This is a genomic window from Stieleria maiorica (genome assembly GCF_008035925.1).
GTDB classification, from domain to species: domain Bacteria; phylum Planctomycetota; class Planctomycetia; order Pirellulales; family Pirellulaceae; genus Stieleria; species Stieleria maiorica.
This window is the reverse complement of the sequence record NZ_CP036264.1, coordinates 7,802,218-7,828,348: the sequence shown is the minus strand read 5'-3', so window position 1 is coordinate 7,828,348 and position 26,131 is coordinate 7,802,218. Positions and strand designations below refer to the sequence as shown.

General features: G+C 57.0%; 26 protein-coding genes. 5 read left to right on the top strand and 21 right to left on the bottom strand.

Going from position 1 to position 26,131, the window contains the following annotated elements; genetic code table 11:
• Positions 1 to 13: 13 nt before the first annotated feature.
• Both tssA and Mal15_RS26580 read right to left on the bottom strand, forming a co-directional pair.
• A complete protein-coding gene (tssA, locus tag Mal15_RS26585; RefSeq protein ID WP_147870530.1) occupies positions 14 to 1,210 on the bottom strand; it encodes a type VI secretion system protein TssA in 1,197 nt (398 codons plus the stop codon).
• Between the two features lie 583 nt (positions 1,211 to 1,793).
• Entirely contained in the window at positions 1,794 to 3,221 is a 1,428-nt protein-coding gene (locus tag Mal15_RS26580) for a hypothetical protein (RefSeq protein ID WP_147870529.1), read from the bottom strand.
• 607 nt (positions 3,222 to 3,828) lie between these two features.
• Here Mal15_RS26580 and tssK point away from each other — a divergent pair.
• Genes tssK through Mal15_RS26565 form a run of 3 tightly spaced genes read left to right on the top strand, consistent with a single transcriptional unit; the run spans position 3,829 to position 8,067 of the window.
• A complete protein-coding gene (tssK, locus tag Mal15_RS26575; protein ID WP_147870528.1) occupies positions 3,829 to 5,259 on the top strand; it encodes a type VI secretion system baseplate subunit TssK in 1,431 nt (476 codons plus the stop codon).
• A gap of 3 nt (positions 5,260 to 5,262) precedes the next feature.
• A complete protein-coding gene (locus Mal15_RS26570) occupies positions 5,263 to 5,913 on the top strand; it encodes a DotU family type IV/VI secretion system protein (RefSeq protein WP_147870527.1) in 651 nt (216 codons plus the stop codon).
• A 36-nt stretch (positions 5,914 to 5,949) separates the two neighbouring features.
• Positions 5,950 to 8,067: a type VI secretion protein IcmF/TssM N-terminal domain-containing protein gene (locus Mal15_RS26565; RefSeq protein WP_147870526.1), complete on the top strand. Its 2,118-nt coding sequence runs from the start codon at positions 5,950 to 5,952 to the stop codon at positions 8,065 to 8,067.
• On the opposite strand, the gene Mal15_RS26560 is transcribed toward Mal15_RS26565, so the two are convergent.
• The 13 genes from Mal15_RS26560 to Mal15_RS26500 form a co-directional block, all read right to left on the bottom strand.
• A complete protein-coding gene (locus Mal15_RS26560; protein WP_147870525.1) occupies positions 8,064 to 8,693 on the bottom strand; it encodes a hypothetical protein in 630 nt (209 codons plus the stop codon). The genes Mal15_RS26565 and Mal15_RS26560 overlap by 4 nt on opposite strands.
• Before the next feature lie 147 nt (positions 8,694 to 8,840).
• Positions 8,841 to 9,143 carry a hypothetical protein gene (locus Mal15_RS26555; protein WP_147870524.1) on the bottom strand — a complete coding sequence of 101 codons (303 nt, stop codon included), beginning with the start codon at positions 9,141 to 9,143 and terminating at the stop codon, positions 8,841 to 8,843.
• A gap of 17 nt (positions 9,144 to 9,160) precedes the next feature.
• Positions 9,161 to 9,808 (bottom strand): peptide-methionine (S)-S-oxide reductase MsrA, encoded by a 648-nt coding sequence (gene msrA, locus Mal15_RS26550; protein WP_147870523.1) that lies wholly within the window; start codon positions 9,806 to 9,808, stop codon positions 9,161 to 9,163.
• A 76-nt stretch (positions 9,809 to 9,884) separates the two neighbouring features.
• Positions 9,885 to 10,331 carry a hypothetical protein gene (locus Mal15_RS26545; protein ID WP_147870522.1) on the bottom strand — a complete coding sequence of 149 codons (447 nt, stop codon included), beginning with the start codon at positions 10,329 to 10,331 and terminating at the stop codon, positions 9,885 to 9,887.
• Positions 10,331 to 10,792 (bottom strand): hypothetical protein, encoded by a 462-nt coding sequence (locus Mal15_RS26540; RefSeq protein WP_147870521.1) that lies wholly within the window; start codon positions 10,790 to 10,792, stop codon positions 10,331 to 10,333. Before Mal15_RS26540 ends, Mal15_RS26545 begins: the two co-directional genes overlap by 1 nt.
• Positions 10,776 to 11,183 (bottom strand): glyoxalase superfamily protein, encoded by a 408-nt coding sequence (locus Mal15_RS26535; protein ID WP_147870520.1) that lies wholly within the window; start codon positions 11,181 to 11,183, stop codon positions 10,776 to 10,778. Before Mal15_RS26535 ends, Mal15_RS26540 begins: the two co-directional genes overlap by 17 nt.
• A 65-nt stretch (positions 11,184 to 11,248) precedes the next feature.
• On the bottom strand, positions 11,249 to 11,674 hold the full coding sequence (locus Mal15_RS26530; RefSeq protein ID WP_147870519.1) for a hypothetical protein: 426 nt from the start codon (positions 11,672 to 11,674) through the stop codon (positions 11,249 to 11,251).
• 567 nt (positions 11,675 to 12,241) lie between these two features.
• Positions 12,242 to 12,688, bottom strand: a complete 447-nt coding sequence (locus tag Mal15_RS26525) for a hypothetical protein (protein ID WP_147870518.1) — start codon at positions 12,686 to 12,688, stop codon at positions 12,242 to 12,244.
• Positions 12,689 to 12,759: 71 nt separating this feature from the next.
• Positions 12,760 to 13,200, bottom strand: coding sequence for a hypothetical protein (locus Mal15_RS26520; RefSeq protein ID WP_147870517.1), 441 nt, complete (start codon positions 13,198 to 13,200; stop codon positions 12,760 to 12,762).
• 88 nt (positions 13,201 to 13,288) lie between these two features.
• On the bottom strand, positions 13,289 to 14,701 hold the full coding sequence (locus Mal15_RS26515) for a FecR domain-containing protein (protein ID WP_147870516.1): 1,413 nt from the start codon (positions 14,699 to 14,701) through the stop codon (positions 13,289 to 13,291).
• Positions 14,702 to 14,709: 8 nt separating this feature from the next.
• Complete coding sequence (locus Mal15_RS26510; protein ID WP_147870515.1) at positions 14,710 to 15,264, bottom strand: sigma-70 family RNA polymerase sigma factor; 555 nt, start codon at positions 15,262 to 15,264, stop codon at positions 14,710 to 14,712.
• A gap of 85 nt (positions 15,265 to 15,349) precedes the next feature.
• On the bottom strand, positions 15,350 to 16,339 hold the full coding sequence (locus tag Mal15_RS26505) for a hypothetical protein (protein WP_147870514.1): 990 nt from the start codon (positions 16,337 to 16,339) through the stop codon (positions 15,350 to 15,352).
• Positions 16,339 to 18,183: an FAD-dependent oxidoreductase gene (locus Mal15_RS26500; protein ID WP_147870513.1), complete on the bottom strand. Its 1,845-nt coding sequence runs from the start codon at positions 18,181 to 18,183 to the stop codon at positions 16,339 to 16,341. The genes Mal15_RS26505 and Mal15_RS26500 overlap by 1 nt, the downstream gene beginning before the upstream one ends.
• Before the next feature lie 313 nt (positions 18,184 to 18,496).
• On the opposite strand from Mal15_RS26500, the gene Mal15_RS26495 reads away from it, so the two are divergent.
• Together Mal15_RS26495 and Mal15_RS26490 are read left to right on the top strand one after the other, a co-directional pair.
• Positions 18,497 to 19,651, top strand: coding sequence for a DUF1559 domain-containing protein (locus Mal15_RS26495; protein WP_147870512.1), 1,155 nt, complete (start codon positions 18,497 to 18,499; stop codon positions 19,649 to 19,651).
• A 48-nt stretch (positions 19,652 to 19,699) separates the two neighbouring features.
• Positions 19,700 to 19,885, top strand: coding sequence for a hypothetical protein (locus tag Mal15_RS26490; RefSeq protein ID WP_147870511.1), 186 nt, complete (start codon positions 19,700 to 19,702; stop codon positions 19,883 to 19,885).
• Positions 19,886 to 20,239: 354 nt separating this feature from the next.
• Here Mal15_RS26490 and Mal15_RS26485 read toward each other — a convergent pair whose 3' ends face one another.
• The 6 genes from Mal15_RS26485 to Mal15_RS26460 form a co-directional block, all read right to left on the bottom strand.
• Positions 20,240 to 20,590: a GNAT family N-acetyltransferase gene (locus Mal15_RS26485; protein ID WP_147870510.1), complete on the bottom strand. Its 351-nt coding sequence runs from the start codon at positions 20,588 to 20,590 to the stop codon at positions 20,240 to 20,242.
• Positions 20,591 to 20,879: 289 nt separating this feature from the next.
• Positions 20,880 to 21,344, bottom strand: coding sequence for a hypothetical protein (locus Mal15_RS26480; RefSeq protein WP_147870509.1), 465 nt, complete (start codon positions 21,342 to 21,344; stop codon positions 20,880 to 20,882).
• A gap of 178 nt (positions 21,345 to 21,522) precedes the next feature.
• On the bottom strand, positions 21,523 to 22,170 hold the full coding sequence (locus Mal15_RS26475; RefSeq protein WP_147870508.1) for an ankyrin repeat domain-containing protein: 648 nt from the start codon (positions 22,168 to 22,170) through the stop codon (positions 21,523 to 21,525).
• Between the two features lie 88 nt (positions 22,171 to 22,258).
• Entirely contained in the window at positions 22,259 to 22,729 is a 471-nt protein-coding gene (locus Mal15_RS26470) for a DUF4303 domain-containing protein (protein ID WP_167547065.1), read from the bottom strand.
• Between the two features lie 293 nt (positions 22,730 to 23,022).
• Positions 23,023 to 24,456, bottom strand: a complete 1,434-nt coding sequence (locus Mal15_RS26465; protein WP_147870506.1) for an IS4 family transposase — start codon at positions 24,454 to 24,456, stop codon at positions 23,023 to 23,025.
• Positions 24,457 to 25,009: 553 nt separating this feature from the next.
• Complete coding sequence (locus Mal15_RS26460; protein ID WP_147870505.1) at positions 25,010 to 25,561, bottom strand: HAD family hydrolase; 552 nt, start codon at positions 25,559 to 25,561, stop codon at positions 25,010 to 25,012.
• Positions 25,562 to 26,131 lie beyond the last annotated feature (570 nt).

Below are 26,131 nucleotides of genomic sequence, written 5' to 3'. Positions count from 1 at the left end.
AGGAATTGTAAGGTCACCAGGTTGATGAATCGTCGGCAGCAGCGTCGCTGGAATCGCTGCTGGTATAAGAGGAATCGGAACTCTCCGAGCTGCTTCCACCTAACGCCTCGGCTTGTGACACCGCATCGGGTGCCAAATCACGAAGAATCTCCAGGAAGCTTTTCGAGGCGAGTCGTTGGGCACGGCGGATCAGCAGGGGCAGCGGGCTGGACGGCTCGTTCTCCTCGTAGAAATCGCAAACATCATCCAACGCCTTGATCGCTTCTTTGCGTGACGTGATCTTGCCGTTGACGCGATAGCCCTGTGCCGCCGCGGGGGCAGACGCTGCCGCGGCATCACCCTGCGGGGCGGCGTCGCCGCCGGAACTGTCATCCCAGCTGGAGTCGCCCCAACCCGATTCGTCTTCGCTTTCGGCTTCCGCTTGGTCGGCGTAAACGCCACGCCGTTCGAGCTGCGAGACGACGAACTTGTCCATCTCTTCAAGCAACAACCGTGGCGGAGCAAGACTGACGGCGAAGTTGACACCGACCTGCAGCGTGACAAATTTCTCGATCGCGTCGATATGCTCGGCCGCCGATCGGAGTGCCTCCTCGGTCGCCTGGATCGTTTCGATGTCGGTGTCGCTGAACGCAGCCTCGATCACGGCCAGCGTCGGCCCCTTGGCTCCCGACTCCTCGCCGGCGTCGCCATCCTCGGGCGGGTTTTCGGCGGCTTCGCGGGCGTGTTCGACGTCGCGCAGTGAAAAACGTCCCACGGTGCGTGAGGCGACCAACGGCGCGTCACGCAACTCCTTCAAGATCCCCTGTTCATCGCAGAACGTGATCAACGTGTTCATGCGATAGGTCGGATCGTCGTTGTCTTCGTGGTCCAGCTCGGGATGAACCGTGTCCCAAAACGTTTCCAGATAACTTCGCAGCAAATGCACTGCCTGTGAAAAACCGACCACGCCATCTTGATTCAGCGTGGCCCGCGCCAGGTAGGCGACCACACGCATATCTTTGGTGCGTGACAGCAGCGCTTCGGCGCGCTTTTTGACATCTTTCCAATCCGGCGGTTCCGCCTCGACGATGGTGTCACCGAACTGCTGCTCTTCGCTGCTCTGCGCAGCCCGCTCCATCTCGCCAAACTCCGCATCGTACTCCAAGTCCGGACCGCAGGGTTCGTCATCGGAAATCGGCGCCAGCAGTGTTTCGTGATCCGATAGATCCATCAGCGTATCAAGTTTCCGGAAAGCGAATGAGATGGAATAAAACTGCACCAGAGGTGGTGCCGAACGACGCCGCCACGTCGCGAGAGAGGGTCAATCGCAAAAAGCGTTGAACGTTGGTCTTGGGAACCCTAGAACATCGATAGCGATGTCGTCGTCGACAAGGAATTTTGGCTGCCACGATTTACCCCACCACGGTCGGATGGACGGAAAACACCGGTGATACCGTTCAAGATACAATTCCTACAGTCGTCAATGTGGGGCGGGTGGAAAAAATTTGTCGCGCGAACCTGGTTCCTGCACCGTGCTGCTCTTGAAGCTCTTCCTTCGGCGCACTTATGCCATCGGCTTGAGTCACAGCGCGTCGGTCGTCCCCCAGATTCTCTCCGCCGGTCGATGATGCTTGTCCTTGCGATGCAACCTGTGGGCCATTCATCCCGGCCCCCTTTTCGCAAATCGATGCGTTCCGAAAGTCGCCGTCCTCTCCGAACTCGACGTGCGCGTAAAAGCGAAGCTTTGGCCCGCGCCGACCTCGGAGAGGACGGCGACTGTCCGAACCAATCGAAAACGAAGCTGCGGCGGAAGACTAGAACGTCCAACGCAGATCCAACCGCAACACGCTGCGGTACCAATGCCGCTCGGTCACGCTGGCCCCGCCGCTGATCCCCACTTCGAACAGCCGCCGTCTGTCGCTCACAAATCGCACGCCGGGGTATAGATTGATGATGTTCTCGCCGTCGATGCTTTGAGGGTTGACCGCACCGACTGATTTCTGGCCGGTTAAGATCGACCAGCCGACAATCTCAAAGGTCGGAAGAATGGCGAAGGTGTCACTGTCATACAAAACGTTAGCAAAACCCATACCGTATCTTAATACTGGTCCCGAGAATCCCGGTTCACCGCCGATCGGAAACCAAAGCTTTAACTCGTTGTGGATCAGCGTTCGATCACTCCACTTATAGCGAGCAACAAACCCAGGCTCCATCGACACGTGACCGTTGCCGAGTCCGCGTTTGGCCGATCCGGTGGGCAACTGGTTGCGCAAGACCTGTGTCAGCTGCAACGAATCACCGTCGATCATCACGGTTTTGGTCGTCAGCACCATATCCCCCATTCCCCCTGTATTGCTCAGAATGGTGGGATCGATGAATCGCAGCGGGATTTCAGTGGTCGCCGAAAACTTCTTGCCACCGACTTCGAACGACAAACGGATGTCCTGGTAATCGACCGACGGCTCGAAGGTCAACGGATTGGCAAACTCCGGCCCCTTCTTTCCGATCCGTGACCAAAAGTATTCCACGCGATCGGCGAATTCCCAGTCGCTTGCCGATTCGAATCGCACGCGAAAGTTATTCGACGGTTGCGACGCGTCGATCTCAAACAATGCGAACGGCAATCGCTCGACACCGACGCCAAGATCGCGGCCGCTTTGGCTGCGCATCGCACGAACGGCGTTGTCGAACAGGTTTGCCAGCGGTTTTCGGCGGCGATTGCGAAACGCTTCGAATCGCTCGCTCGCACCGGCGGGCACCCAAACGCGATCGGGCTGAAGATCCTCGGTGATCGGGATGCGGTCGCTTGTGTCGGGAATCGCCGACGGGATCTGCTCTGAAAACGAGGGCGCGGGTGTCGGCAAAATCTCCGCGGCGGGATCATCCGCCAAGTGCACCGTCGGTTTCAGGATCGTTCCCGCAGCGGGGTCCCAGGTCGGGACGGCCGGTTGAAACAAAATCCTTGGCCGCGGGGCATCGGCGACATACGTCGGTTGCGATGCGAGAGGCGCCGGCGCGTTCGTGCTTGCCTCCGGATCCATCTCAGCCACAACGGTCTCGCCCACCGCGACACCACCGGGCAGCAACAGGCCTTCGATCGGCTGCGGATCGTCGATGGTCCACGAGAACGGAGCCTCGGCAGACATCACGCGCTGATTCGTCGGCACCGGCGGATCCTGAGCCGACACCGAACCGAACGCACCGACGGCGAACCCGAACAGCAGCCCAATCAGGGGACGCAACGTGACATGCCGAGGAATCGTCACTGAAATCGTTGAAGTCTCTGGAGGATACGCGAGCAAGAGTCACAGCACGGACCGGCCAACGCGGCGGTGCAATCCATCGACAGGATTGTTCGCCACTGCTGGTCTCTGTCGATTTATCGACCGTTCAGATCCTTACGGTCATGAGAATTGGGTAAGATTTGTCGGTTATTAGCGTCCGTCCGTTTCATTTCCCGCCCGACTTGCGTGCGGATACGGATATTCGGCGGGCGGATGCCGATGACGCCCCGGTCGGGGTTTGTTGATTTAATCAGCCGCACGGCGCTGGCCGCGGGTTCTGCCGCCACACAACCGGGGCTAGCGCCCATCGGCTGACCGTCGGGTTTTTCGTTTCGACTGAATCAACACGCCGGTCGAAAGCCGGAAATGATGGCCCACGAACGGACCACCGCAGTTTCACGTCCGATGCAATGAACGCCGGCTACAGAATTCGGGGTGGTTTTGCGGGATTGACATGACGATGACTGCTGTAGGAGATCCGCCGGCAGACGCGCATAATGGGCGGGCCGCGAGAATTTAGACAGCAAAGGGTCGACTTGATGATGAACAGAGGCGTGACCGTCGTATGAAGAATCCACGCGTGCATTGGTACCAAGGGCTGTTCGTACGGCCACACCATCTCCAGGCAGCCGATCGACATTGGTTGGAACTGTCGCACACGTCCGAAAGCTGGGATCATCCCTATGGATATGGTCTGCACGCCTTCCAATACAGTAAAGACGCGTTGGCGAGCGGGCATTTCCGGGTCGAAGAACTGGACGCCCGCCTCCGCGATGGAACGTTGATTCGCTTGGATGCCGGCCAGGAGCTTGAGGTCGATCTGAAAGCGGCCTTCGACGCCCAGCCGGCCGGCGAGTCGGAAACCTCGCTGATGATCTACGTCGGCGTGCCCAAATTGAACCTGGGCGGTGAAAACGTCACGAGCGATGCGACCAACGGATTCGCGCGTTTCACACGCACCCAATCGACGGTTCCCGATGAAAACGGGCAAGACAGTGGGCAACCGATCGAATTCCGCCGGCTGAACTTGAAACTGATCGTGGGCAGCGACACCGCCGGATACGAAGTGTTGCCGATCGCCCGCGTCCGCAGCGCCAGCGAACGCGAAGTCCAACCGGTGATCGACGAGAACTACATCCCACCGATCCTGGCGACCCACTCCTGGCACTACCTGCGTCGACATTACATCCAAGGGATCCGCGACGTGCTGAGCGGAAACATGGACACGCTTAGCGAACCGGTGCGTCAGTTAAGTGTCGGTCGACACAGTCTGGAACCGGCCGACTCGGGACGCGTTTCGATGCTGGACCGTTTGAACGAAGCCTACAGCACATTGGACGTGATGGGTCCCGCGTTGGGCGTGCACCCGTTCGACGCCTACATGGAACTGGCTCGAATCCTGGGCCGTCTGTCAATCTTCGGCCCCGAACGTCGTGCGATCGAAGTCGAACCGTACGACCACGACAACTTGGGCTTCATCTTCGCCGATATCCGCGAAAAGATCCTGGGCATCCTGTACGCCACCCAGTTCGACGAATACCTGCGCGCCAATTTCGAAGGCCACGGATCGATGATGCAGGCTCGGTTGGGACCGGAATGGTTCGACCCGGACTGGGAGTGGTACCTGGGAGTCGAACGCGGCGGGGCGAGCGAATCGAATTTGCGCGAGCTGTTGGAACGATCACCGGAATGGTACTGGGTGTTCGCCAGCGCCGATCAGGTCGAGAATTTTTTCCACGTCCGCCAGAACGGCCTGGGCCGCGAGATCGTGTCGACAACGATCCCCGACCTGCCGTCGCGTCAGTACTGGACGTATTACAAGGTTTCGCAAGACGAGTACGACTCGCCCGCATGGCCGGAGATTCGCCGCACGCAAACCGTTGCGATGCGAGTGCGAAACTATGACGAACTGACCGGTGCAAGGCATTTGGATGTCGTGACCCCGGACGGCAATCGCGCCCGACTCCGATTCGCCCTATTCGCCATCCGCACGTAAGTCATGACGCCCAGATTTGCCGACGCCATCGATCCGATTCTGATTCACGCGTTTTCTCTGATGGAGCGAATCGATGCGGGAGCGGAAATCGCTCCGGCGGAGGAGAAACGGACGCTGGAAGGGTTATTGCAACAAGCCGACCACCGGCTTGCCGGACACACCCAGGATTGGGATTTGGCCAAGTACGCGCTGGCCACGTGGATCGACGAAATGCTGGTCGATGCGCACATCTGGTCCGGACAACACTGGTGGCGCGACAACGTGTTGGAATGGACGTTGTTCAATTCCAGACGCTGTAACGACTTGTATTACGTCAACGCGACGACGGCACTGAATTCCGGTTCCGATGACGCACTGCAACTGATTTATGTTTGCGTGATGCTGGGTTTTCGAGGCCTGTATCGCGATCCAAAATTGAATCGGATGCTGATCGACAAATACGGATTGGCGACGGACCTGCCGTCCTGGGCCGCCGAATACGGCAATGCCGTCTCTCAGGCGCGACAACGTTGGAACGATTCCACCGCTGGCCAAGAGTGCGAACGAAACCTGGTGCCTGCGGTTCCGCACTGGACCCGCGCCCGACTCGTTTGGCCGTGGCTGCTGACCATCCTACTGGCCGGACTGCTTGCCCTTTCCTTCTTCCACACCTGATGACCGACGTCACGGTGACCGCTAACGATAGTGATCATGTCCAACGAACCGTCGCCCGAAAAAAAGCTCCCGCTGCACCGTCGTTTTTTGCCCACGACGCTGGCCGGAAAATCGGCGACGGTGACGGCACTGGCGCTGGTCGTCATCCTGATCGTCGTTTGGATCTTTCGCCTATTCGGGTCCCAGAGCGTTCGTTTGATCCATGCGGTGTCGCCGCTCCACATCGCGATCGAATTCGCACTGGTGATCCTGATCCCACTGGTGCTCTACTGGGGCATCCGACGCTGGAACCAAGTGATCGAAGGCGAGTTTCCGGATATCGACCGGGCCTGGGAAGCCGGGATCGACGCGCTTCGGGCCAAGGGCGTTTCTCCGTCGGACTACCCAATCTTCTTGATCCTCGGATCGGCCGGCAATGAAACCGAACAGGGGTTGATGGAAGCCCTGGACACCGAATTGTCGGTGCACGGCGTTCCCGACGCCTCGGGTGTCAGCCATGCGTTGCAGTGGTACATGAGCAGCGACGCGATCTATTTGTTCTGTCCCGGTGCCAGTTCGTTGAGCGCGCTGATGGGGCGTTGGTCGCCATCATCAATGAACGTCGCGCCTGGCCGCATCGCGCGCCGCGGAATCAGCGGGGCAGCCGGCGGGGCGAGTTCTGCGGGCAGCAGCCCTCCCTCCGCAGTGCCTGGTGCGGCAACCGGTCTGAACGGGATTCAAAAGATCGAACGCGCCACCCCAGGGACAGCTCCCGCACCGGCGGGCGCGTCAAAGCCGACGCCGCTGAAGAAAGAATCCGCGATGCGTCCGGCACCACAATCCACGCCGCCGGGTCCACAACCATCGCAACCGCAACCCTACCTGGGCACCATCGGGCAGCACGCCCTCGATTCGTCGCCGCAATCGGGCCCGCCGCGTGAAACGGCTGCAATGCCGCGAGCGTCCGCGTTTGACGTGCCGGCACCCAGGCCGCAACCGCGCTCTGAAACACCACGCGCCGAATCGCCGCGCCCCCAATCGACGCCTCCCGCGTCTGGCGGAGCGGCCGGGGATGCCCTGCGGCCGGCACCGCGGTACGAAGGCACGATTTCATTTGACCAATACCCGCCCAGCCAGCCTTCTGCACCTGCCCAACCGACCGGCTCGCCCACTCGCGCCGCCACTGCGGACACGACGCAAGCAACGACGACACAGCCCCGTTCGCTGGGGCGACCTAGTCAGGCTTCAGATTCAACTCCGCAACGAAATGACGACGTAAAGGCATCAACCGGTCCGGCACGCCCCACTCAGCCGCTGACGAGCTCCGCTGCCCCGCTGGCCCTACCCGGCGGTGGCGGTCACAAAAAGATTGCCCTTCCCGCATCGCTCGATACCTCCGATCAAATCCCGCGGCTGCGTTATGTTTGCAAGTTGCTCAAGCGGGCGCGGCGGCCGATGTGCGGCATCAATGGCGCGGTGACGCTGATTCCGTTCGAACTGTCACGCGTCGGCCCGCTGCAACTTTCGGCGATCGCCCAATCGGCCCGCAATGATGTCGAAACGATCCAGCAAACACTGGGCGTTCGATCTCCGGTCACCGCCGTGCTTGTCGGCCTGGAACAAGACAAGGGGTTCACCGAACTCGTTCGTCGGCTGCAGTCGGGATTGCTGTCGCGACGATTGGGAGGACGTTTTGACCTGCGCAGCCGTCCGACGCCGGATGAATTGAACACCCACAGCGACCGCTTGTGTGACGCCTTCGAAGACTGGGTCTACCGATTGTTCAGCCGCGAAGACGGGCTGGCCCAACAACGCGGCAACCGCAAGCTGTACGCGCTCACCTGCAAGATCCGGCACGAACTCAAACCGCGACTCCGCATCGTGCTCGGTCAAGCGTTCGGGTGCGAGTCGAGCGAGCAAGACCTCGACGGCGACAACGACGATTCATTCTTCTTCAGCGGCTGTTATTTCGCGGCCAGCGGGGCGCTCACCGGGCAACCCGCGTTCGTCCGGGGCGTATTCAAAGACAAATTGGTCGACGAACAATCCAAGGTCCAGTGGACGCCCGCATCGCGCCGCAAACAACACCTGCTGACCACCTTTACCATCCTCGGATGGATCATCGCACTCTTGCTGACCGCCCTGCTGGTCGTGCAGAACTTTGTCGTTGATTAAGGAACCACCACGCGCTCGGCAACCTCCTGATCGAATCGTTCATAAGATTTGACCATTCGAATCACCAGGTTCCGCCCAACGACCGATTGTCTCACAGCGGGCAGTGAATCCAAAAACTCGGGCAGCACACGAATTGCTTCGTCGACGTTTCGACGCGCATCGACCTGACGCTGCGAAACAAGCGGAAGAGCCGCATGGATGGACGCGTCGTCGCCGGGATCAAGGAAAAACACGACGCCATAGTGAATGAACCGGTGACCGTCCAAAAACTGCTGCGTCAGAACCTGCAATGTTGCTTCGCCATTCGGTGTCCCGTCAGCGATCAAGGTCGCATCCAGGTCACTCGGTGGCGCATAAGGATTGACGGCTTGCATTGGCGATCCAGACGCACGGCCAACGTTGGTTTCGGAAACTTCACACGACACCGGATCAACCACTAAAAAGTTTCCGGGAGTTCGTTCCTCTAGATCACGATTCAAGCGTTCAAACAACGACGTCCACCGCCCGGTCAACCCGGAATAGACGAACTGCACGCCAATCAGCCCAGCGACGATCGCGGTGATAAACTCAATCCAGCCCGCCGCCCCACCGAGCACTCGGTAGAACGAGAATGCAATGAAAAGCATGCCCAACAATCCCGCCGCGAGGCGAAACGGAACTCGGGTTTTAGAAACGTGCGCTGCGATGTCGAATCCTCTCTTCTCCGATCTGCTTCACCGTGCACAGTCGTCGTGCTTTCTCGCGAATCGGTTCGGGGCCGATCCACGATCATGCTAGCACAACAGTAGCATCCCAATCAAAAAGCAATAGCCGAGCAGACCATAGAATCCCGCCGCAATCGTCACGCCGGGATCGCGCCATACATCATCCGCCAAGCTGGCGAACAGCCAACAGGTCAGTGCCAGTAGCGACATCATTGCGACGAACACGACCATCGGCGCAAACGGTCCGTAGTCTCGCACGTCCGTCGCACTCAGTCCAAGGAACAACGCGACCGCAGCGACGGACAAAAGCAGCGTCCGCAGCGAAACGGTGGCGTAAAACTGAGTCTTTTCAATCACCCGCTCCTCTCGCATTTGCAAACTCCTATTGTCTATTCGACTTTCTCGGATGTTCCCGCACCTTGTTTCAGTTGGCTGGGAAACAGCGTCTGCAGTTTCTTTAGCTTGGGAACGATGTACGACTCGCAATACGGATTGTCGCGGTTGCGGTTGAAGAAATTTTGGTGATCCGCATCGGTGGGATAGAACGTGGCAGAGCGTTCGATCGTCGTGACGATGGGTGATTTGAACGCCTGCTGCCGATTCAATAACCGCTTGTACTCCGACGCGACTTCGCGTTGTTGGTCGGTGTGAGCGAACACGACGCTGCGATATTGCGGTCCGAAGTCCGGCCCCTGCCGATTCTTCGTCGTCGGATCGTGGGTCCGCCAAAACACCTGCAACAGCGTGTCGTAGGAAACGACGTCGGGGTCGTATTCAAATTGAATCACCTCGACATGACCGGTCCGTCCTGTGAGCACCTGTTGGTAGGTCGGATTCTTCGTTCGTCCGCCCATGAATCCCGGGCGGACATTCGAAACTCCTTCGATCCGTTGAAACACCGCCTCCACGCACCAGTAGCACCCGCCGCCGAACGTCGCCGTTTCGCGTTCCGGCTGATCGGCCGAAACCGCTTGTGGAACCACCCAATGCGCGATCAACAGGGTCAACAAAATGAACCTGCCTCGGTTGACCTTCATGATTTGCGTTCTCTTCGATTCGGATTCGACATCTCCACCAATCGCCCTCAACAGTGTATCAGAAGCAGACCAGCAGTCATCGCGAATCCACGCGTGCCTCCAGCAACACGGGCGAACCATGCGCCCTCAACTCCTCATTGACCATCAAGCGAAACCTCTGGTACTGCTTGCCACCGTCGCAGACCTCAGCATACTCATTCCAAGTCCACTCGATCGTCGACGCATCAACCGGTCTATCGAGTCGCTCCTCCAGGCGGGCTTCAAACTCGGAAATCTCTTCAAGCGTGGTTTGAAAGGGGATCAAACTGTTCCCGTGCAAATTACACGTCCATTCGACCATGCAACTCCACTGTGCAGTCGTCATTGACGGAGGACAGCGACTGTGAAGTTCTTCGATTTGCCGCTCGATCCGGCGAGCATAATAGACCTGCCCGCCAAAATGACGCCAGTACGCCGCAACAGCCGCCACTGCAACGGCGATCACGAGTGTGACGATCATCAGCGTCCGCAAGCTAAACCGCATCAGCCAGATTCTCGCTCAGACTTTGGCGTTTGCCCGAACGCCGTCTTCTTAAACTCCGCGAGAGCCTCCGTCTGTCCGGGAAGGTCGATGTGCTCGATGCGAACGATCTTTCCACGCTCGCCGATCTCGACAACCTGTTCACACCGGAACGTCAACCGCTGCCCGCGATGGGTCAGGTGATCGACGAACCGAACTCGAATTTGCCCGTTCAGTTCACGTTCAACGGTGCTCTCATACTCCACGGCATCAAATTGTTTTGCAACATCTCCGTTCCCCTGGTACGACGCCACAATCTCCGCCGGACCGTGGTAGACGCTGCCGCGGCAGTGATATTCGCATCGGTCGGAAATCAGACTCTCGGCGACCGCGTACTTTTCGCGATCAAGTGCCTGAGCAAATTGATCTGCGATTGCGAGAGGATCGCCCGTTGCCATCGACGTTTTCTCATTCTTCATCTGCATTGGTGCGGCCCGGGGACTCGTCAAAGTTGTCCAGCGGCATCGCAACTACAAACCGGTGGCCATCCAGGTCCGTGAAGGCAAAGTCACGCACATCGTAGGGGCGGTCCTCAGGCGGACCTTCGGGTGAGAGTCCGTTACTACAAAGTTCTGAATAGGCCGCGTCCACGTCTTCCACGGAAATGACCAACGTGACGTGGGTCGCTTCCTCGCCATGTTCGCTCAGATGGAGCGTCAATCCATCGCGGCTGACCGACGCGTAGAGCGGAAAATCGGCGTCGAATTGATGTTCCCAATCCTTCGTGAAACCGACACGTTGACAGAAGAATTCGACGCTCTTGCGGGTGTCGCGTACTTTCAGGACCGGAACCCAGGATCGCCAGCGTTTCGTCATCGATCATCGCCTTGCTGTCGTTGATGGTGCAGGGGTCGCCATGCAAAATGTTCCAGTCGTTTCGTTCATTGTTCTTCCCGCAGACAGTCGATTTCTGCCTGAATTCTGGCAGCCGTCGCCAGCATCGTTTCCTCCACGGCTCCCACACCACTTTTCAATCGTGATTCGCCCCATTGTTCCAAGGACCGCAGATTGTCGACACGCTGCTTGCAAATGTCGAGTCGCTCCTGTTTTGATTTCGCCAGATCAAGTTTCGCCTTTAACAAGGCATCCATCGCCGAAATGACCTGATCGTACTCAAATCGGCCGTCCGCGTAACGACGTTTAATCACCTCATAGTGCTGCTGCAAAACATCGTGCCGCTGCTGCATCAACTCCGCAATCTTTTCGGCATGTTGATTCTCGGAACTCTGCTGCGCAGCGGTCCGGTTCATGACGAACCACATTCCAGCAACCGCGATCATGACCGCGGCAATCACCGTCCGTTTCATGGTTCACCTCATTCGTCCGCCGTTGATTGATTTGCAAAGATTCGTTTGCCATTCCGATTGTACCCGTTCAATCAGCGGCCTGCTCCGATCTTTCCATCCCAGACGTCCATGATCTGATCGACGTCGTCGACCCAAATGCCGGGAGGCATGACGAAGAACCGCTGGGGTTCGTGCGGCATCGAATAGTCGATCGCGCAACAAACTAGTGACACGGGCATACGCATTGGTGTCTAGCCTTTAGGTGATTTCCGGTCGCTGCTCGGGACATCGATTGTATGTCTGATGGATTCAGTTCCTATTGTTCCGTGCGTCATCAAAGATCACTCTGCTCGGTTCGCCAACGGCGATCTACAACTTAGCCTCGGGTAAGACCGGATGAGCCCCAGCGAATCCGGGCGTAACCCCAGGCTACGGATGTGTATGCCCTTTGGGCAAGTGCTGCGGAATGAATTCCTCAGCATCGTGAGACAACCTTACGGGCTAACAAAATAAAGCAATCGACGTCCCCGCAGCGACCGTGGGCGGCTAAAGCCTGAACACCAGCATTCTCCGCAGCCCCTTCGACTTTCAAAGCGGAAAACCCGGCGTCTCGGCGACGATCGTCACATCGTCGTCGGCGGCGCAAATCTCACGAATCGCCTCGTGCAGTCGATCCACGTCCGCAGTGGTGTCGACGAATCGGAATCGGCTCCAACTCCATTTCTTTCCACGAGGTGTCAGTACGGTGACGCACAGATCAAGGTCATCCGAATGATCGATTCGCATCCCATAAATCCCGATGCCGCACGAGAACGGCAACCCCGAAACCGTCACCCACCACCCCCAATCTTCGCACACGACTTGCGTTGCCTGGCATCCCTTCCGACCCAACGCATCTCGCAAATACAGTGCGAAAGCCTTTCCATACATGCCCTCATTGACAAGTTCCTCCTCCTCACCGGGCATCACGCCCAGCTTCGGTGATCGAACCCGCAGAAATGAGTTGGAATTGTCGTTGTTGTTCTCGGACGGCATGGACGTATTTTATCTGAACAATGCCGCCGCCGTTGTCGCAATGATCAGGTGCCGAATGCTGAATTGCCGGATCATTCGAGTTCTCGTGAATTGAGAGTGTCTCCTGGATCAAGCGGTGCGACGGGATCACCATCCCGAAGCAACTCGAACCGAGACAAGAAGTGCTCGACGACAGATTCATCGTGATCGTGTTCTGGATAGGAGGCAACAGCGATCAAGGCAACTTCATTGACAATGTAGAAATGTCGCCGGAAAATAATCGGACCGGTGTTAATGATCTGGTGTCGGCCTTCGACCCCAGCACTCTCGATCGGCTCACTCAGGACAACGAACCCGTCCCAGGCCTCGGCAAGTCCGACGGCAGAGCTTTCATACCGGCCCTCGGCCGATTCATTACTTCCCAGATTGGCCGGAAGTGTCGCGATCGCAACCCGAGTGTCGCCGATCCATTGCCCCCATTCACTTACTTGTCCATCAATTTCCAGTCCTCGAATGCTCCAGACGCAGGTCATCGAATCTACGCTACTACGTGCGGGTTAAACTCAAACGGGTTCTCCAATCACAGTCGACCGCAGATCAACCATCGTAGCGTCTAACGATTTAATTCGCAGTGCGATTCGTTTCGACACGAAGCGTCGGAGGGCTGGCAGTCGGGTGAGTTCTGCTCGCGAAACCGTGCACGTAGCTCGGCCCCGCTGTTCCTGACGTGATTCGCTCGACGATCAGTGTCACTGTCGAATCGGAATCTTGCACAAGAAAGCGGGCCAGACGCGGGTCATCCAAGATAAACCGACCCTCTGGTTGCGACTGAGGGATCAGGAGATGACCGAGCAAGACAACCTTTTCGTCATCCAGTTCGTCGGAGTCTTTATAAACGCCATCAAACAGCTCCCAGGAAAGGGTGTCGGAATCCCAATTCGTTTCGTACTCCTCCAAGAGTCCGTAGATCGCGAACGTGGCATCAGGCACAAGCGACGCGTACCCCATCCCCGTCGCTACTCCGTCCAGTCGCAAGTGTGCGTGCAGAATCTCTGCGTCATCCAGTTTTGACAGATCAAACCGCAGGATCGTCTTCCGCTCCCAATGCGGCTCGCCGTCAGCGTGCTTGACGAGCAAGGTGTTGTCGGGACGAGGAAAATCGTTTCCTTCCAACTGTTCCCCTTGTGTGATGTACGCCTCGTCCCCGACGCCATCGGAGGTGCTGATGTAGGAAACTCGACGAGGAGAAGCACTGGCTTCAGGAGTTTGATTTGGGCGAACCTTGTTTCCAACAACTTCAATCTCTTGCTGGGTTGCTTGGATGCTGCTCGCTCCTCTTGCGGTGATCGTACGCCCCGTGCTCAGATGCCGTATGTCGACCTTGCCGTCGATCACATCCAGTTGGGCATTGCCGCTGTCACTGACCGTGACACCAAACTTCGTGCCACGATCGACGATTTCCGCACACGGGGTTTCAACAACAAACCCTTCCCCACCCGGCTCAACCCAGCCGACAACGCGGCCGGAATGAAGCCGGCAGCGGTCACGCGACAAGATCTCCATGTCCACCGGCCCCTCAAGCGTGACAGACACGTTGGGAAATTTCAGCTTCGCAACTCCCGAAATCAGCCGGAGTCGCCCCGCCGGTAAATCCGAATCGAATGACGTGGGCACCGTACTCATCCCCCACTTGCAATTGCTCGCACTCTCAATCCTTGCCACCGCAACCGGCGAACTGGTCGACCGATACACCCAGGCCGTCGTCAAAATCAGCAACAGCGAAGCAGCAAGGGCAATCGCAAGTCGGTTGCCGCGCCAAATCCGCGGAGATTCAATCGGATCGTCGCTCTGAACAAGATGTTTCGAAAATCCATACCACTGCAGCGTCGCGTCTTGCTGGGCATGCTCCAGGTAATCGTCCAGAAACTCCTCCGACGTGGAAAGCAGCTCGCTGAACTGCTTCATTTCCGCCTCCGTCGCCGAACCATCCAGGCACGCATCACGCAGGCGTTTGTATCGTTCTTGATCACTCATGATTCTGCTCAGCTCTTGACTGAAAGTGACTGGTTGACGCACAGGTGAAGCGCTGTGCGGATGCGGCTTAACATTTTATAGACCCCGGCGGGAGTCAGCCCATATTCTTGCGCCATCTCCTCCACCGTCTGCCCCTGCCCGTAACGCTGATCCAAAATCACTCTCTTACGTTTTGAAAGTTTGGTAACGCAACCCGCCAGTGCGTCGGCGCGTCGATCGAGATGGGCCGAATTCTCTTCCTGGCGGCGGGCAATCGCCGAAATCGTCTCTTCCTCGAACAGAACCGGATGTCGTTTCCTTCGCTTGATGAACGCCCGCACTTGGTTCAACGCCACCGTGCAGGCCCAGGCTCGGAAATTGGTCCCGATTTCGAAATTGCTCGACTCACGCCACAAAACGAGATTGGTTTCCTGGAGCACCTCCTCAACATCTTCCTTGTTCAGCAGCAACGAATGGATGTACGTGAACAGATTTCGTTGGTGCTCCGTGAGGAGCTGCACGAATTCGGAGGAGTGTTCTTCGCCCGCTTTCATCACGACATGTTCTGGAGGAGAGTGTTGCATTGAATCTTAGTGCAAAGGGAAGGACACTGATATCACGGCCGCTCGGGGTAGCGTTGAACGCCCGATCGAACCGACGTGACAATATTCAACGGACATCGGGTTCTCGATCAAGCTTCACCAGAAACAGATCTGCCATGCCTTTTGCGGTGGTGATGGATTCAAGGTCGTATTGCACGTTTCCGTCCTCGGTCGCTCCGCCGCCATGGCCTGTCAACTCCAACAACGCATGGGGACTGTCGCGATCCACGTCCACCAGAGCGGTGTAGAGGAGCGATGGCTGGCCCAGTTGCGAGTCGGTCCAATCACCGTTGGGGTCGGCCGGTGCATTGATCTCCACACATAACACGAATCGATTTCCTTTTCCGTATTCCAGATGCTCATCCAGTGCAAACGTGTGGTTCTCCGTCGCTCCGCTGACAGCATCGACCTCGCCGTTCGGATCCACTCCGGTGACGGCGGTGTACTTGTGTCGCCAGATCGGCAGGATCTCGTTTCGCCCCCGTGCTCCACCAAGCCAATCAGGTTTTTCACTGTAGGCAAGTCGGTCCTCCAGGAACAATGTTTCGATCATCGTCCCCGTGGTCGACTCTGCCCAAACAGCCACCGAGGGAACGCCCGAGACGGTTTCACGAAAGTTCAGCAGGACAGCCAACTCTGGTCCACCAGCGTCCTTGGTCGTGCGAACAATCACCCTGCTGTGCGGTGAGGGACGCCCGAAACCGACAAGCGACGACGACCGGAAAATGATCTCTCGATGGCGTGCTTCGTAGCTTTGGTTCATCAGCCACGAGATCGGCTGCCATCCCCACAGGGACGCCCAAGCCAATCCCGCCGACAACGCAACGACAACGGCAAGCGTCGGATAGGACAGTCCGCGGATTCGCGCGGCAAGTACGTTCTTGAAATAGGCAACTCGCGATCCGAGGTGACAAGCAACCAACACCGAAACCACCAGCCCGGAGAAAACGTGGACTCGTGTTGTGGCGATCGAGAACGGCAGTGCAAACGCCATCACGCCCGTCGACAGTAACGTCGCAAACGCACACAGCAAGCCGATGTTGATCACGTGACGCATCACGTCGAAGCAGCCTCAAATCCGATCAGCGTCCTCAATTCATCAATGTGCTGCTGCCCCACTCCCCTGGGTGCCACCTCGTGCTTCTTGCAAAGCGCAGCCGCGTATCCCGTCGCGACTCCCATCTGACCGCAGGTGTTCATGACGCGTGGTCCCGCCAGACCGATGTGCGAACAACTAAAGCACCGCCCCGCCATCATCAGATTTGCGATGTCCTTGGAGTACAGACACCGAAACGGAATGAAGTACTCGCCGCCTGTTTTATAAAACAATGCGGTCGAAAGGAAATCAACGGACTCGCCTTTCAGCACCCGCTGGTAGTGGCTGTCGATTTCTCTTTTTTCGACGACGACGGCATCGTGGAACGTGCGTCGCTCGCTGGCATCCTTCATGGTGTAGATGTAATCGCCCATCAAACGCCGTGATTCTCGCTTTCCGGCGACGTGTGCCACCCACTGCAGACGCCACGTCGCGTTCTTGGGGTGCTGTTTGGCGTTGGAGAACGATCCGTAGATGGCTCGCAACATGTGGTCTCGAATCTGTTCGGCGTCTTTGACCTGATCCAGATCGTTGTCGGAGTACTCCCAGTACCATTCGCCGGCGGTCGCCTCGTGATCTTTCGCGACGGGAAGCGCCCAGGGGACCGGGGGGAAATCTTCGCGGCGGTTCGTTTTCTCTGCGTTCCAAAGTACGGAGGCTCCCATCACACGGTTGTCCGCGACGGTGGGGCTCCACAGGTCTCCGTGCTTGTCCCATCGCTCCCCGAATTCTTGGTGCGATTCACGGCCCTCGCGGTAATCCGCCCCCGCCCAGTAACCCAGCCAGCCGTCCCCGGTCGCGTCAATGAAAACGGGAGCGAGAAACCGGCGGATGATGCCTGTCCGCACGTCTCTTGCCTCCACGCTTTGGATGCGGTCGGCGTTCTTGGAAAGCCCACATGCGACGTGACCGGCGAAAATCTCCGCGCCCGATTCGGCCATCTCGCGTTCACGCTTTTTTTGATCCACCGCCGCAAGATCACTTCCGTTGGGATAGTGCTCGGTGTCGATTCGATTCAGGATCCCAGAACTCGGCCCGTGAATCCCAAGGGTGTGAACGCGAATCTCTTCGCTCGCGTTTCCGCCCAGCAGTGGACGGTCCTGGATCAGCGCAACCTTCAATCCTTGCGATCGGGCCGCCAGAACGGCGCCGCATCCCGACATGCCGCCACCGACCACAACCAGGTCGTAACTTTCCTCGGTGATCTGCAGATTAGACCTGCCGGACAGTTCGTCTTTCCAGCTGGCGAGATCGACCAGATCCTCGTTCGGCAGTCGAGGACTGGGGTCTTTGGAAAGGAAGATCGCATCGCACCGTCCATCAAAACCCGTCAAGTCTTCAAGCCGGACCTCGATCGCACCCGCTTTCTTGATCTCGACCGTTCCACCGGATTGCCAGTGCCACTCGCGACGCTCCGTGCCGAAGGTGGCGGCAAGTTGGTCGCCGTCGATGCGGACTTGAAATCGGCCGGGGGACTCCCAATCGCCGGGGCACCAGTTCCTGGTTCGCACCCAAACATGCCACGTCCCCGGTTGATCGACCTGGACCATCGTCGAGGCGTTGTCGACCGGCTTCCCCATGCCGTGGGCGAGCAGGTAACAACCGCCCATCTGTTGATAATGTTGCGTATCGAGTTTCCAGCCGCCGGGATTTGCGAACGCACTCGCCTCGATCAGAACCCCACGCGAGTAATCATTGCCCAACGCGACGACACGGCCGGGGGCAACGACATAGCCCGGGGCGACGGCAGAAACAATTCCGACGCCCCCAACAACACGCAGGAATTGACGTCGATTTTGAGTCATTGGTCGGCCAGTTTTTTGGTTGGTCAAAACAATCTCCACGGGTATTCGCTGTTTCCCCCGCGCCAGATCGGATCGCGGGTTTCGCTGCATGAGCTTTGGCAGGAAGAAGTACCGTTCGGTACGAAAGCAGTCATCAAAGAGCCGGAGCCGCGTGTTTTTGGACAGAAAAGAATCGAATTTAGCCAATTTTTCATCTTTTCCTCAGATTGTTGTCCAATAAGCGGACCGCAACGCTCTTCAAGCACCACTTCTCGTTCGTCGGCACTATCAAAATTCGGCCGACTTTTTTAACTCTTACAGGGTGGTGAAACACATGCGAACTCGTCCAAGTCGCGCCGCATTCACGCTAGTGGAACTGCTGGTTGTCATTGCAATTATTGGAATCCTTGTCGGGCTGTTGCTTCCAGCGGTCCAAGCGGCTCGGGAAGCGGCGCGCCGAATGTCGTGCGGCAACAACTTCAAACAGATCGGCATCGCGCTGCACAATTATCATGCGACGTTCAAGCAACTCTTGCCCAATGGGACCGGGCCTTGGGACAACTCACGCTACCAGTTGTCGCCCAACGTCGGTCTGCTTCCGTTTCTCGAACAGCAGGCCGTGTGGGACATGATGTCGAATCCGTTGATGCCAGAAGCGGGCGAAACGCCAAGCGGCGGCCGGGTCATGCCCAACGGTGCCTGGCCACCTTTTGGGCCTTATCCCTGGGTGGACCTGAACGAGTATGACCCGTTCCAAACGGAAATCCCGACGATGCGGTGTCCGTCTGATCCTGGCGTCTCGCCCCTCGGTACCGGCATGACGAACTATGCATTCTGTCACGGAGACGCCATCTTGCGAGTCGGTTACCCGCCGTCAAACCAATACCACGACCGTGGCGTCTATCGCGGGATGTTCATGCGAGAACGGCCTCGCAAGTTCCGTGATGTTCTTGACGGATTGTCCAACACGATCGCACTGGCTGAAATCATGACCAACCTGGGCGACCGCCACATCGGCGGCTCGGTCGTCCACCGCGACCAGTTTTCAAACGACGACTCGATGGGCAGGGACACGTCCGTCTGCACCAGTCTTGTTGATCCCGATCGCCCCCAGTTCTTTGAGCAAGGCGTTCAGCTTTGGGACAGCGGCGGAACCTCGCGCGGCGGACGATGGTGGAATTACCACCTGATGATCTCGGGCATGAACACCGTCCTGCCTCCGAACTCTCCGACCTGCGCCATGCAGTGGGGCACGGCCTGGCAGTCGGGGATCTTCAGTGCATCAAGCCATCACCAAGGCGGAGCGCATGCGCTGTTCGCGGACGGTTCGGTTCAATTCATCACCGACTCCATCGAGGCGGGCAATCGGCAAGCCGAGAGTGTCTCGAAGAACCACAACAACATCGGAGCATCCAGCCCCTATGGGCTTTGGGGAGCATTGGGTTCGATCGGCTCAAGCGAAACGATTGAAATGGCGTTCAATCAGTGATTGAGCACTCACCGGACAAACAAGAAACAAATTCACAATGAGGTCATGATGAAACCATTACGAGCAAGAAAATTCGCCTGCATCGCGATTTGCGCCATTGCCACCGCCATCGGCACGATCGGGTGCGACAGGTCCACCGAAGCCAAGAAACTCGACTCCCCAGAGGGGATCGATTGGGAGGCGATCGAAGGCCAAGGGGCACAGATGAACGAACAGCAAAGCGTCGGCGAATAGACGTGAGCATGTGACAGAAACATTCTCCTCGCAAGCGGGGAGAGTGTTTCGGGCGATCAAGGAATGATTGCCGACTTGGTGAGGCACATGAAAGTCTTTCCAGACAACACGAGCCGGTAGCGACTCGTGCTGCCAGACGGGGTCCAGGCAATCGATTCATTTATTCGATTGCTAAGTGGTGCTCGCATATTTCCGGTTCCACTCGTAGTCCAACATCGCATAGACAAAGTCATCCGACCAGCCATCCGATTCCAGATTTGCATCGATGAAGTGCGCTTCTTTTCGCATCCCGACGCGTTCCAGAAGTCGCCAAGAACGCTCGTTTCGGGTGTCCACGCCCGCGCAAACTCGGTGCTAACCTAGACAGTTGAAGGCATAGCCGAGCACTCCGACAACAGCCTCCGTCGCTAATCCCTTTCCAGTATAGGATCGGTTGAATGAGTAGCCGATTTCGGATTGACGATCGTCAGGGCTGACATTGGTCAGTTCGATACAACCAACCAACTCGTCGGAATCTTGCAGAAATGCCGCCAGCATCACCGCAATTCCGGGGGAATCGACATCAATCTGCGACTGCGCATCAATATGCGATTCAATCTGCTCGATTGTCCATGGCCGATAGAAGTTGTAGCGAGCGTTCTCTGCGTCACCATAGATCGCAAAGAGGCCGTCGCGGTCGCCTTGAACCAGGCGACGGATCAACATTCGGTCTGTCTCGATCGGCAGTTGGAAAACGGACACGTTTTAAGTCCACATCCTAGTGGCGGCTTGCGTCGTTGGGACGAAGAAACTCGCCCTCGGGAACCGCATGTCATTGCGACTCAATACCAAAGCACTAACATCATTGACACCAAAAACGTCTGTCAAAGCGAATCCCGTGATCGGCCCTCGTCATTGAGGTTGTGACAAGCAATCGATTGGCATTAGTGGTCGTGCAAGGTCGATCGCGCATCAGAGCATTTCCAGCCTTAGTTGAGCCAACCTCACGGCGAGATTAGAACGCATCCACGCTGACCGTACCAGCGTTTTGCAAATGATTCTGATCGTGAAGGTGTCGCAGCACGATGGCGTTTGGAGTTGTGCCGTGAAATGGAAAATCTGGATCGCTCGCAACCCAGATGACGGTGGGAGAATCCGGCACCGTCAGCAGATCCGTCGGATCGACGTTCCAGTCGACGCCGACCCGGTCCATGAGGTCATCGAAATCCCATGGTTGACGTGCGCGTGCCATGCATGGGGCGAAGTCATCTCGGAGTTCATGCCAGCCTTTCGGCCAAGTATCACCGTTGAAACTCATGTGCCGAACACACATTTGCGCGACCAGTCTCGCGGCGTAGGTACTCTGGGATGCGTCCGCGTTGTGCCGCGCGCGCGAAAGCCCGATCGAGATCGACCATACGCCGAAGACGGCGATCGTCAAGGCAAACATCAGCTGACGCAAACTAAATCGTGGAGTCATCGTTGCGACCTAGGCCGTGATCAAGTGCACGCATGATTTTGGCCTTGCTATCTGGCAAGAACAATTCAGGTTGGCAGCTCGTCGCAGGGGGAGTTGCTGTGAATGGTCGTCATCAATTACAGCCTCCACTACAGCCTCCACGAGGTCCGCGGCGCCGGTACAGCGAAGTGGTTTGGCATCACTTCAATTCTGCCGATAGCTTGCCCCCCTGTGAACGCAGAAACTTCTCCACGCCCTTGTGCTCCCGCGATTTCTTCTTTTTGATTTGTTCCCACATGAAAGTTTTGGCCACTCCGGTGGCATAGTCCAGGGGCGTGTGGCCGGCCTCGTCTACTTCGTTCAAATTCGCCCCCAGCTCCGTGAGGACTTGGACGATCCTTAACTTTCCGGCTTCGGCGGCATGCGTCAATCCTCGCGGGCGTGACCCTTGTTTCACCAGGTAACGGACGATCGGCATCCCGCCGAACCCGTACGACACATGCCAGATTGCGGACCACAGCGGGTTGTCGTTGTCAACGTGGATATCCGCTCCTCGCTCGACCAATAACTTGACCACGTCCAATGACGCGCCACGCTCTGGAGCGAGGAAAAGCGGTGTGTACCCTTCGCCATCGTGCACATCGACCTCCACCCCGTGATCGAGCACGATCTCGGCAAGTTCTGCTGAATCGACTCGAACCGCAGCATGCAGCGCCCGCTCGTACTGATACGAACTGGGGAGTTTCAAGTCGATCACGCCCGGATCATCGCGGGCGATCGCGATCGCTGCCGCGACATCCTCGTCTGCAATCGCCCGAGCAAATCTAGAGTTACTGTCGATCATCATTCAGTCTGCCTGTGATGCCGAAGTGATCGGTCCATCGCCGTCTCGCGGTTGTCAGGTTGATCGCCAGCGGATCGTCGGAACTGGGCGGTCAATAGTCGAATAGCGGCGCGGCCTCTGACCTCGCCCGGCCAGAATTAAGACGACGAAACGCCTCCGCCACGACGGGATGCTCATCGTCAGACATGTCCAACACCTTGTACCAAATACAGCCGAAGAGTCCCTCGTCACCACATTCTTGAAGCACTTCCAGACACGCGGTGGCACAATCAGTGACAAACTGATCATGCATCTGTTCCTGTTCCGCAGCATCAGCGACACCTTCGTACTCCGCACTGAATCGTTCCACAGCCCCTTGCAACGCATCGTTTGCGTCGGCCAAGGGCATCCATGACGGCGTCCATTCAACGGGCGAATACCGACAGTCAAGCGAATCGTTCGCGAGAGTCGATTCCTTTCCGACGGCGTAGACGAAGAAGGCACTTCCGTAGTCGTTCGGAACGGCGAGAGCAAAGCCGTAGTTGTCCTTATCCTTTGCGAGTGTCGCAAGAAGTCGGGTCAACTCGATTTTCAGAGGTCCACGGAGATCGCCGAAAAAGTCAGAAGGCATTTCGCGTGTCAGGTTCTTCTACGGGTAACCAATGGCGATCAATCCCCGCACGGGAGCAACGGGGATCGATTGCGTTTGAGAGCACTGTCAGCCCTCGGGTGGGCCGCTCACAGGACCGAATTAGAGCGGATCGAGGAGGAGCGTGCCAGCTTCTCAGCACCACGCGAATTCGAGCTGGGTGGCGAAAGCCCGATGGGCTGACAGAGTGCTTGCCGGGCCCGTCAGCCCTCGTTGTTATACACAATTCATTCCCCTGATCTGGTTGCATTTGGACCAAAGCTTCGCCAACAACTACTGATGTCGTAGAGTCGTTCCATGCCGCGCATGACCGTATCGGTGCCAGGTTCGTCATGTCGTGGTCGGTCGATGTAGCCGCCAAGCCGAGCGATCATGCGGACGATCTCCTTCAACGTCGGTGGTTTCTTTGGCGGATCTTCCCCGGTGACGATCTTGTATACCGGCTGCCATTCGTCGGCTACGAATACTGCTTCACAGCTGACGTCTGGACATTCGCGACCGATCCGCACGCTGTAGAACGTTCGCCACGCCAAGATCATCGAAACAGCGAGACAACGCTCGAATCGTTCGATCTTTTCAAACCGCTTTGCTTCGATGCGAGTGCCTGATTTGAGAGTTCGGAAGAATACTTCGATCAACCAGCGAATGCAGTAGTAAGACAACACCAGCTCAATCTCTTCCTTGTTCGAAATCGGCATATTGGTCAGCAACAGCCAACTGATAGGCGTATCCCCTTCAGGCGGATCGATCTCGTGAGCCCAAATCGCGTTGACTTTCGTGGGCCGTAGGTGTCGATCGGGCCGATAGGGGGTCTTCAGTGTCAGCGTCGTTGCACGCACCTCGAGTTCGCATTGGCGTGCCTCTCGCGGTTGATTGCGTGCTCGTTTGTCACAGGCTAACTTGGGTTGGTGCGAACGAATCGTTATCGCTTTGGTGTAGCGTACTTTGCTCGCGGCGAGTTTTTCATGCAGATTTCCTGATGGCCGACCGTGCTGATCAACGATCGAACGGTCATAGCAACTGCGAATAATCCACCAAAAGTTCTTTGGAGAATCGGAATTACACTCGATGACTTCAAAAATGTCCGCTTCGCTGTCAGCCACGCAGACAACTTGCGTTTCGGGGTGCTCGCTAGCGATCAACTGTGCTTCGCGGTGGTTTTCAAGCCATCGCAGAGACTCCTTCTCTTCAATCGGCACTTTCTTTCGATCATCGGCTTTTGACGGACCTTCCTCGCGAGTCCAAAGTTCTGCTGCAACGGTTCCTAAGGGCGTGCCGGTGGGAGTGAACGCCATCAGCGGGTGAAGCAACTCGCCGTAGCGTGAACTGCCATCTAGCGGACCGGCCCCTTCTACTTGCGTGTTAGGTTTCGTCAAATCCAGTTCCGTCGTATCGTGAGCCAAGATGACAACTTCTTGCTCAGCAAGACGCTTATAGCAGGCATCTATATGGGGCGCTAAAATGTCCTCAAAGCAGATCGCATCGTTATCAAAAAGTCGGTAGGCTGCCGTTGTTTCGTTGTGTCCTGCGCCGACTGCAGCAGGAATGCTCTTGCTCGGCAAACCAGCCATGGCGGAGAGCACTTCGGCAAGTCGTTCATTTCGTCTCTTGTCGCCAAGATCCACCGTTTCTAATTCGTCAATCACCCATTGGCTCACCATCGCAAACACTCCGTTGCTACCTGTCGTGCACCTGAACTCCCTGTAAGCAACAGTTTGAGCGATTTCGCGAATCAATACATCATCAAAAATTTGTGTATAACAACGAGGGCTGACGCCACCGGCAGACACTCTGCCGGCCCTCCGGGCCTCAGACACATCGCCCGGGCAGCTGGTCCGTTGGATTCAGCAATGACTTTAAAGTCGTCATATCAGTCGTCGGTTTGTCAGCGCACCAGTCAAACGACGAAACCAAATGCGAATCCCAGGAAACAGAGGTCTGAAAATCCCGATGGGGGCTCTTCGAGCGCATCAATCAAACCGGGATGTCAGGCCTAGGATCGCGATGGGAACAGCGGAAAAGAGAGCAACCACGAACGACGCGAAAAACACGAAAGTTGACCCGGCGTTGCCGCCACGCGTCGGGTAGGAGCGCGAACGGCAGACATCACCGAGGACGCGCGAAAGACTCAACCATTGCCAAACCGTTCGACTCGCGTCCTTCGGTGGATGTCATGGTTATCGGGCAGTTTGTGCGAGATTGACTTCATCTATTTCATAGCGGCTTGGTGCGCCAACCGCGTTTCTCTATTCTGCGAAAGTTTGGCTCATGACGCAACGAGTTAACGTACTTGGCTAGCTGCGGAAGTTCAGCATCCTCGTCCTTGCCTTCGTAGGGCGGGATGTAGATCGCATTGCCATAGTTACGTGATACTTTGTGCCGCGTGTCATCAACCATTAAGACGCGATCAAGATCGAATCCACGACGTTTGACCTTCCGAAGATCCTTGATGAAGATCTTCGTCATCATTTCGGGATCCATTCGCTGTACGCAACGGACACGGCTCCAGACGAATTGCCAACTGGTGACGAATCTTGCAAGCATGGACGCGATGCCGTCAACATAGTCCGGCGATGCTGACGACCAGATCGCAACATCAAAGTGTCGAGCGATCGAATCAAAAAACGCTTGCAGATGCGGACGCATGTAAATGTGAAATGGCCCAACCTTGAAGTCGGCATCACGGTGAAGACGCGATTCTGCGCCGTGGATGAGAGTTTCATCCAGATCAAGGATGAGAAGCGGGCGTGTCGTTGAGTCGTCCATGAGCCGTAAGACACGAGAGGAAAGCGTCCGGTTCGCTTGAGATCATCCCGTCCCGATAACGACCGCCGTAACCGGGCACGAACGGAAGGCTTTGATTTCAGTTGCCGCGTGAATGAGTGCTCCGGTTCACGGCTTTGTTATGTCGTGGCGTTTTATGAGCGACTGCCAGCCGCGTTGATCACAAGATAGTTGGTACTCGTCTGGAGATTCAGCTAAGGGAACAAGTGAAATCTTATGCGTTTAGTGACCATATCGTAATAACGACGGCACCGCCCAAAACGCCAATAAGTAGGGACGCACCAATTGCCAAACTGACGGAGTTCGGAGTCACCCGGTTTTCTTTGTCCCTTGCTCGAGTAAGGGTAAAGCACAACAAAAGCAAGAAAAATGGCCCAAAAATGACTAGAGCCGGTAGGAATGGATTATTCATGCGTTTTTCCCAGTGACGGAGGTAAGAACTACAGGTGATTCGGTCAAAGCTTGCAAATATTGGAAGAATTTGACGCGATCAATGAAGCGACATAACATCAGCGATCACCTCGCACACGGACCTTTACGATTGAGATGGCG

Bases quoted from the DNA above. Each gene is read 5' to 3' on its own strand.
- Mal15_RS26490 (WP_147870511.1), top strand. From the start codon at position 19,700: ATGAAACCATTACGAGCAAGAAAATTCGCCTGCATCGCGATTTGCGCC.
- Mal15_RS26485 (WP_147870510.1), bottom strand. From the start codon at position 20,590: ATGTTGATCCGTCGCCTGGTTCAAGGCGACCGCGACGGCCTCTTTGCG.
- Mal15_RS26515 (WP_147870516.1), bottom strand. From the start codon at position 14,701: ATGAGTGATCAAGAACGATACAAACGCCTGCGTGATGCGTGCCTGGAT.
- Mal15_RS26530 (WP_147870519.1), bottom strand. From the start codon at position 11,674: ATGAAACGGACGGTGATTGCCGCGGTCATGATCGCGGTTGCTGGAATG.
- Mal15_RS26560 (WP_147870525.1), bottom strand. From the start codon at position 8,693: ATGCTTTTCATTGCATTCTCGTTCTACCGAGTGCTCGGTGGGGCGGCG.
- Mal15_RS26475 (WP_147870508.1), bottom strand. From the start codon at position 22,170: ATGATGATCGACAGTAACTCTAGATTTGCTCGGGCGATTGCAGACGAG.
- Mal15_RS26540 (WP_147870521.1), bottom strand. From the start codon at position 10,792: ATGCAGATGAAGAATGAGAAAACGTCGATGGCAACGGGCGATCCTCTC.
- Mal15_RS26505 (WP_147870514.1), bottom strand. From the start codon at position 16,339: ATGCGTCACGTGATCAACATCGGCTTGCTGTGTGCGTTTGCGACGTTA.
- Mal15_RS26525 (WP_147870518.1), bottom strand. From the start codon at position 12,688: ATGCCGTCCGAGAACAACAACGACAATTCCAACTCATTTCTGCGGGTT.
- msrA (WP_147870523.1), bottom strand. From the start codon at position 9,808: ATGAAGGTCAACCGAGGCAGGTTCATTTTGTTGACCCTGTTGATCGCG.
- Mal15_RS26545 (WP_147870522.1), bottom strand. From the start codon at position 10,331: ATGCGGTTTAGCTTGCGGACGCTGATGATCGTCACACTCGTGATCGCC.
- Mal15_RS26535 (WP_147870520.1), bottom strand. From the start codon at position 11,183: ATGACGAAACGCTGGCGATCCTGGGTTCCGGTCCTGAAAGTACGCGAC.
- Mal15_RS26565 (WP_147870526.1), top strand. From the start codon at position 5,950: ATGTCCAACGAACCGTCGCCCGAAAAAAAGCTCCCGCTGCACCGTCGT.
- Mal15_RS26500 (WP_147870513.1), bottom strand. From the start codon at position 18,183: ATGACTCAAAATCGACGTCAATTCCTGCGTGTTGTTGGGGGCGTCGGA.
- Mal15_RS26465 (WP_147870506.1), bottom strand. From the start codon at position 24,456: ATGGTGAGCCAATGGGTGATTGACGAATTAGAAACGGTGGATCTTGGC.
- Mal15_RS26555 (WP_147870524.1), bottom strand. From the start codon at position 9,143: ATGCGAGAGGAGCGGGTGATTGAAAAGACTCAGTTTTACGCCACCGTT.
- Mal15_RS26570 (WP_147870527.1), top strand. From the start codon at position 5,263: ATGACGCCCAGATTTGCCGACGCCATCGATCCGATTCTGATTCACGCG.
- Mal15_RS26520 (WP_147870517.1), bottom strand. From the start codon at position 13,200: ATGACCTGCGTCTGGAGCATTCGAGGACTGGAAATTGATGGACAAGTA.
- Mal15_RS26460 (WP_147870505.1), bottom strand. From the start codon at position 25,561: ATGGACGACTCAACGACACGCCCGCTTCTCATCCTTGATCTGGATGAA.
- tssK (WP_147870528.1), top strand. From the start codon at position 3,829: ATGAAGAATCCACGCGTGCATTGGTACCAAGGGCTGTTCGTACGGCCA.
- tssA (WP_147870530.1), bottom strand. From the start codon at position 1,210: ATGGATCTATCGGATCACGAAACACTGCTGGCGCCGATTTCCGATGAC.
- Mal15_RS26510 (WP_147870515.1), bottom strand. From the start codon at position 15,264: ATGCAACACTCTCCTCCAGAACATGTCGTGATGAAAGCGGGCGAAGAA.
- Mal15_RS26495 (WP_147870512.1), top strand. From the start codon at position 18,497: ATGCGAACTCGTCCAAGTCGCGCCGCATTCACGCTAGTGGAACTGCTG.
- Mal15_RS26480 (WP_147870509.1), bottom strand. From the start codon at position 21,344: ATGACTCCACGATTTAGTTTGCGTCAGCTGATGTTTGCCTTGACGATC.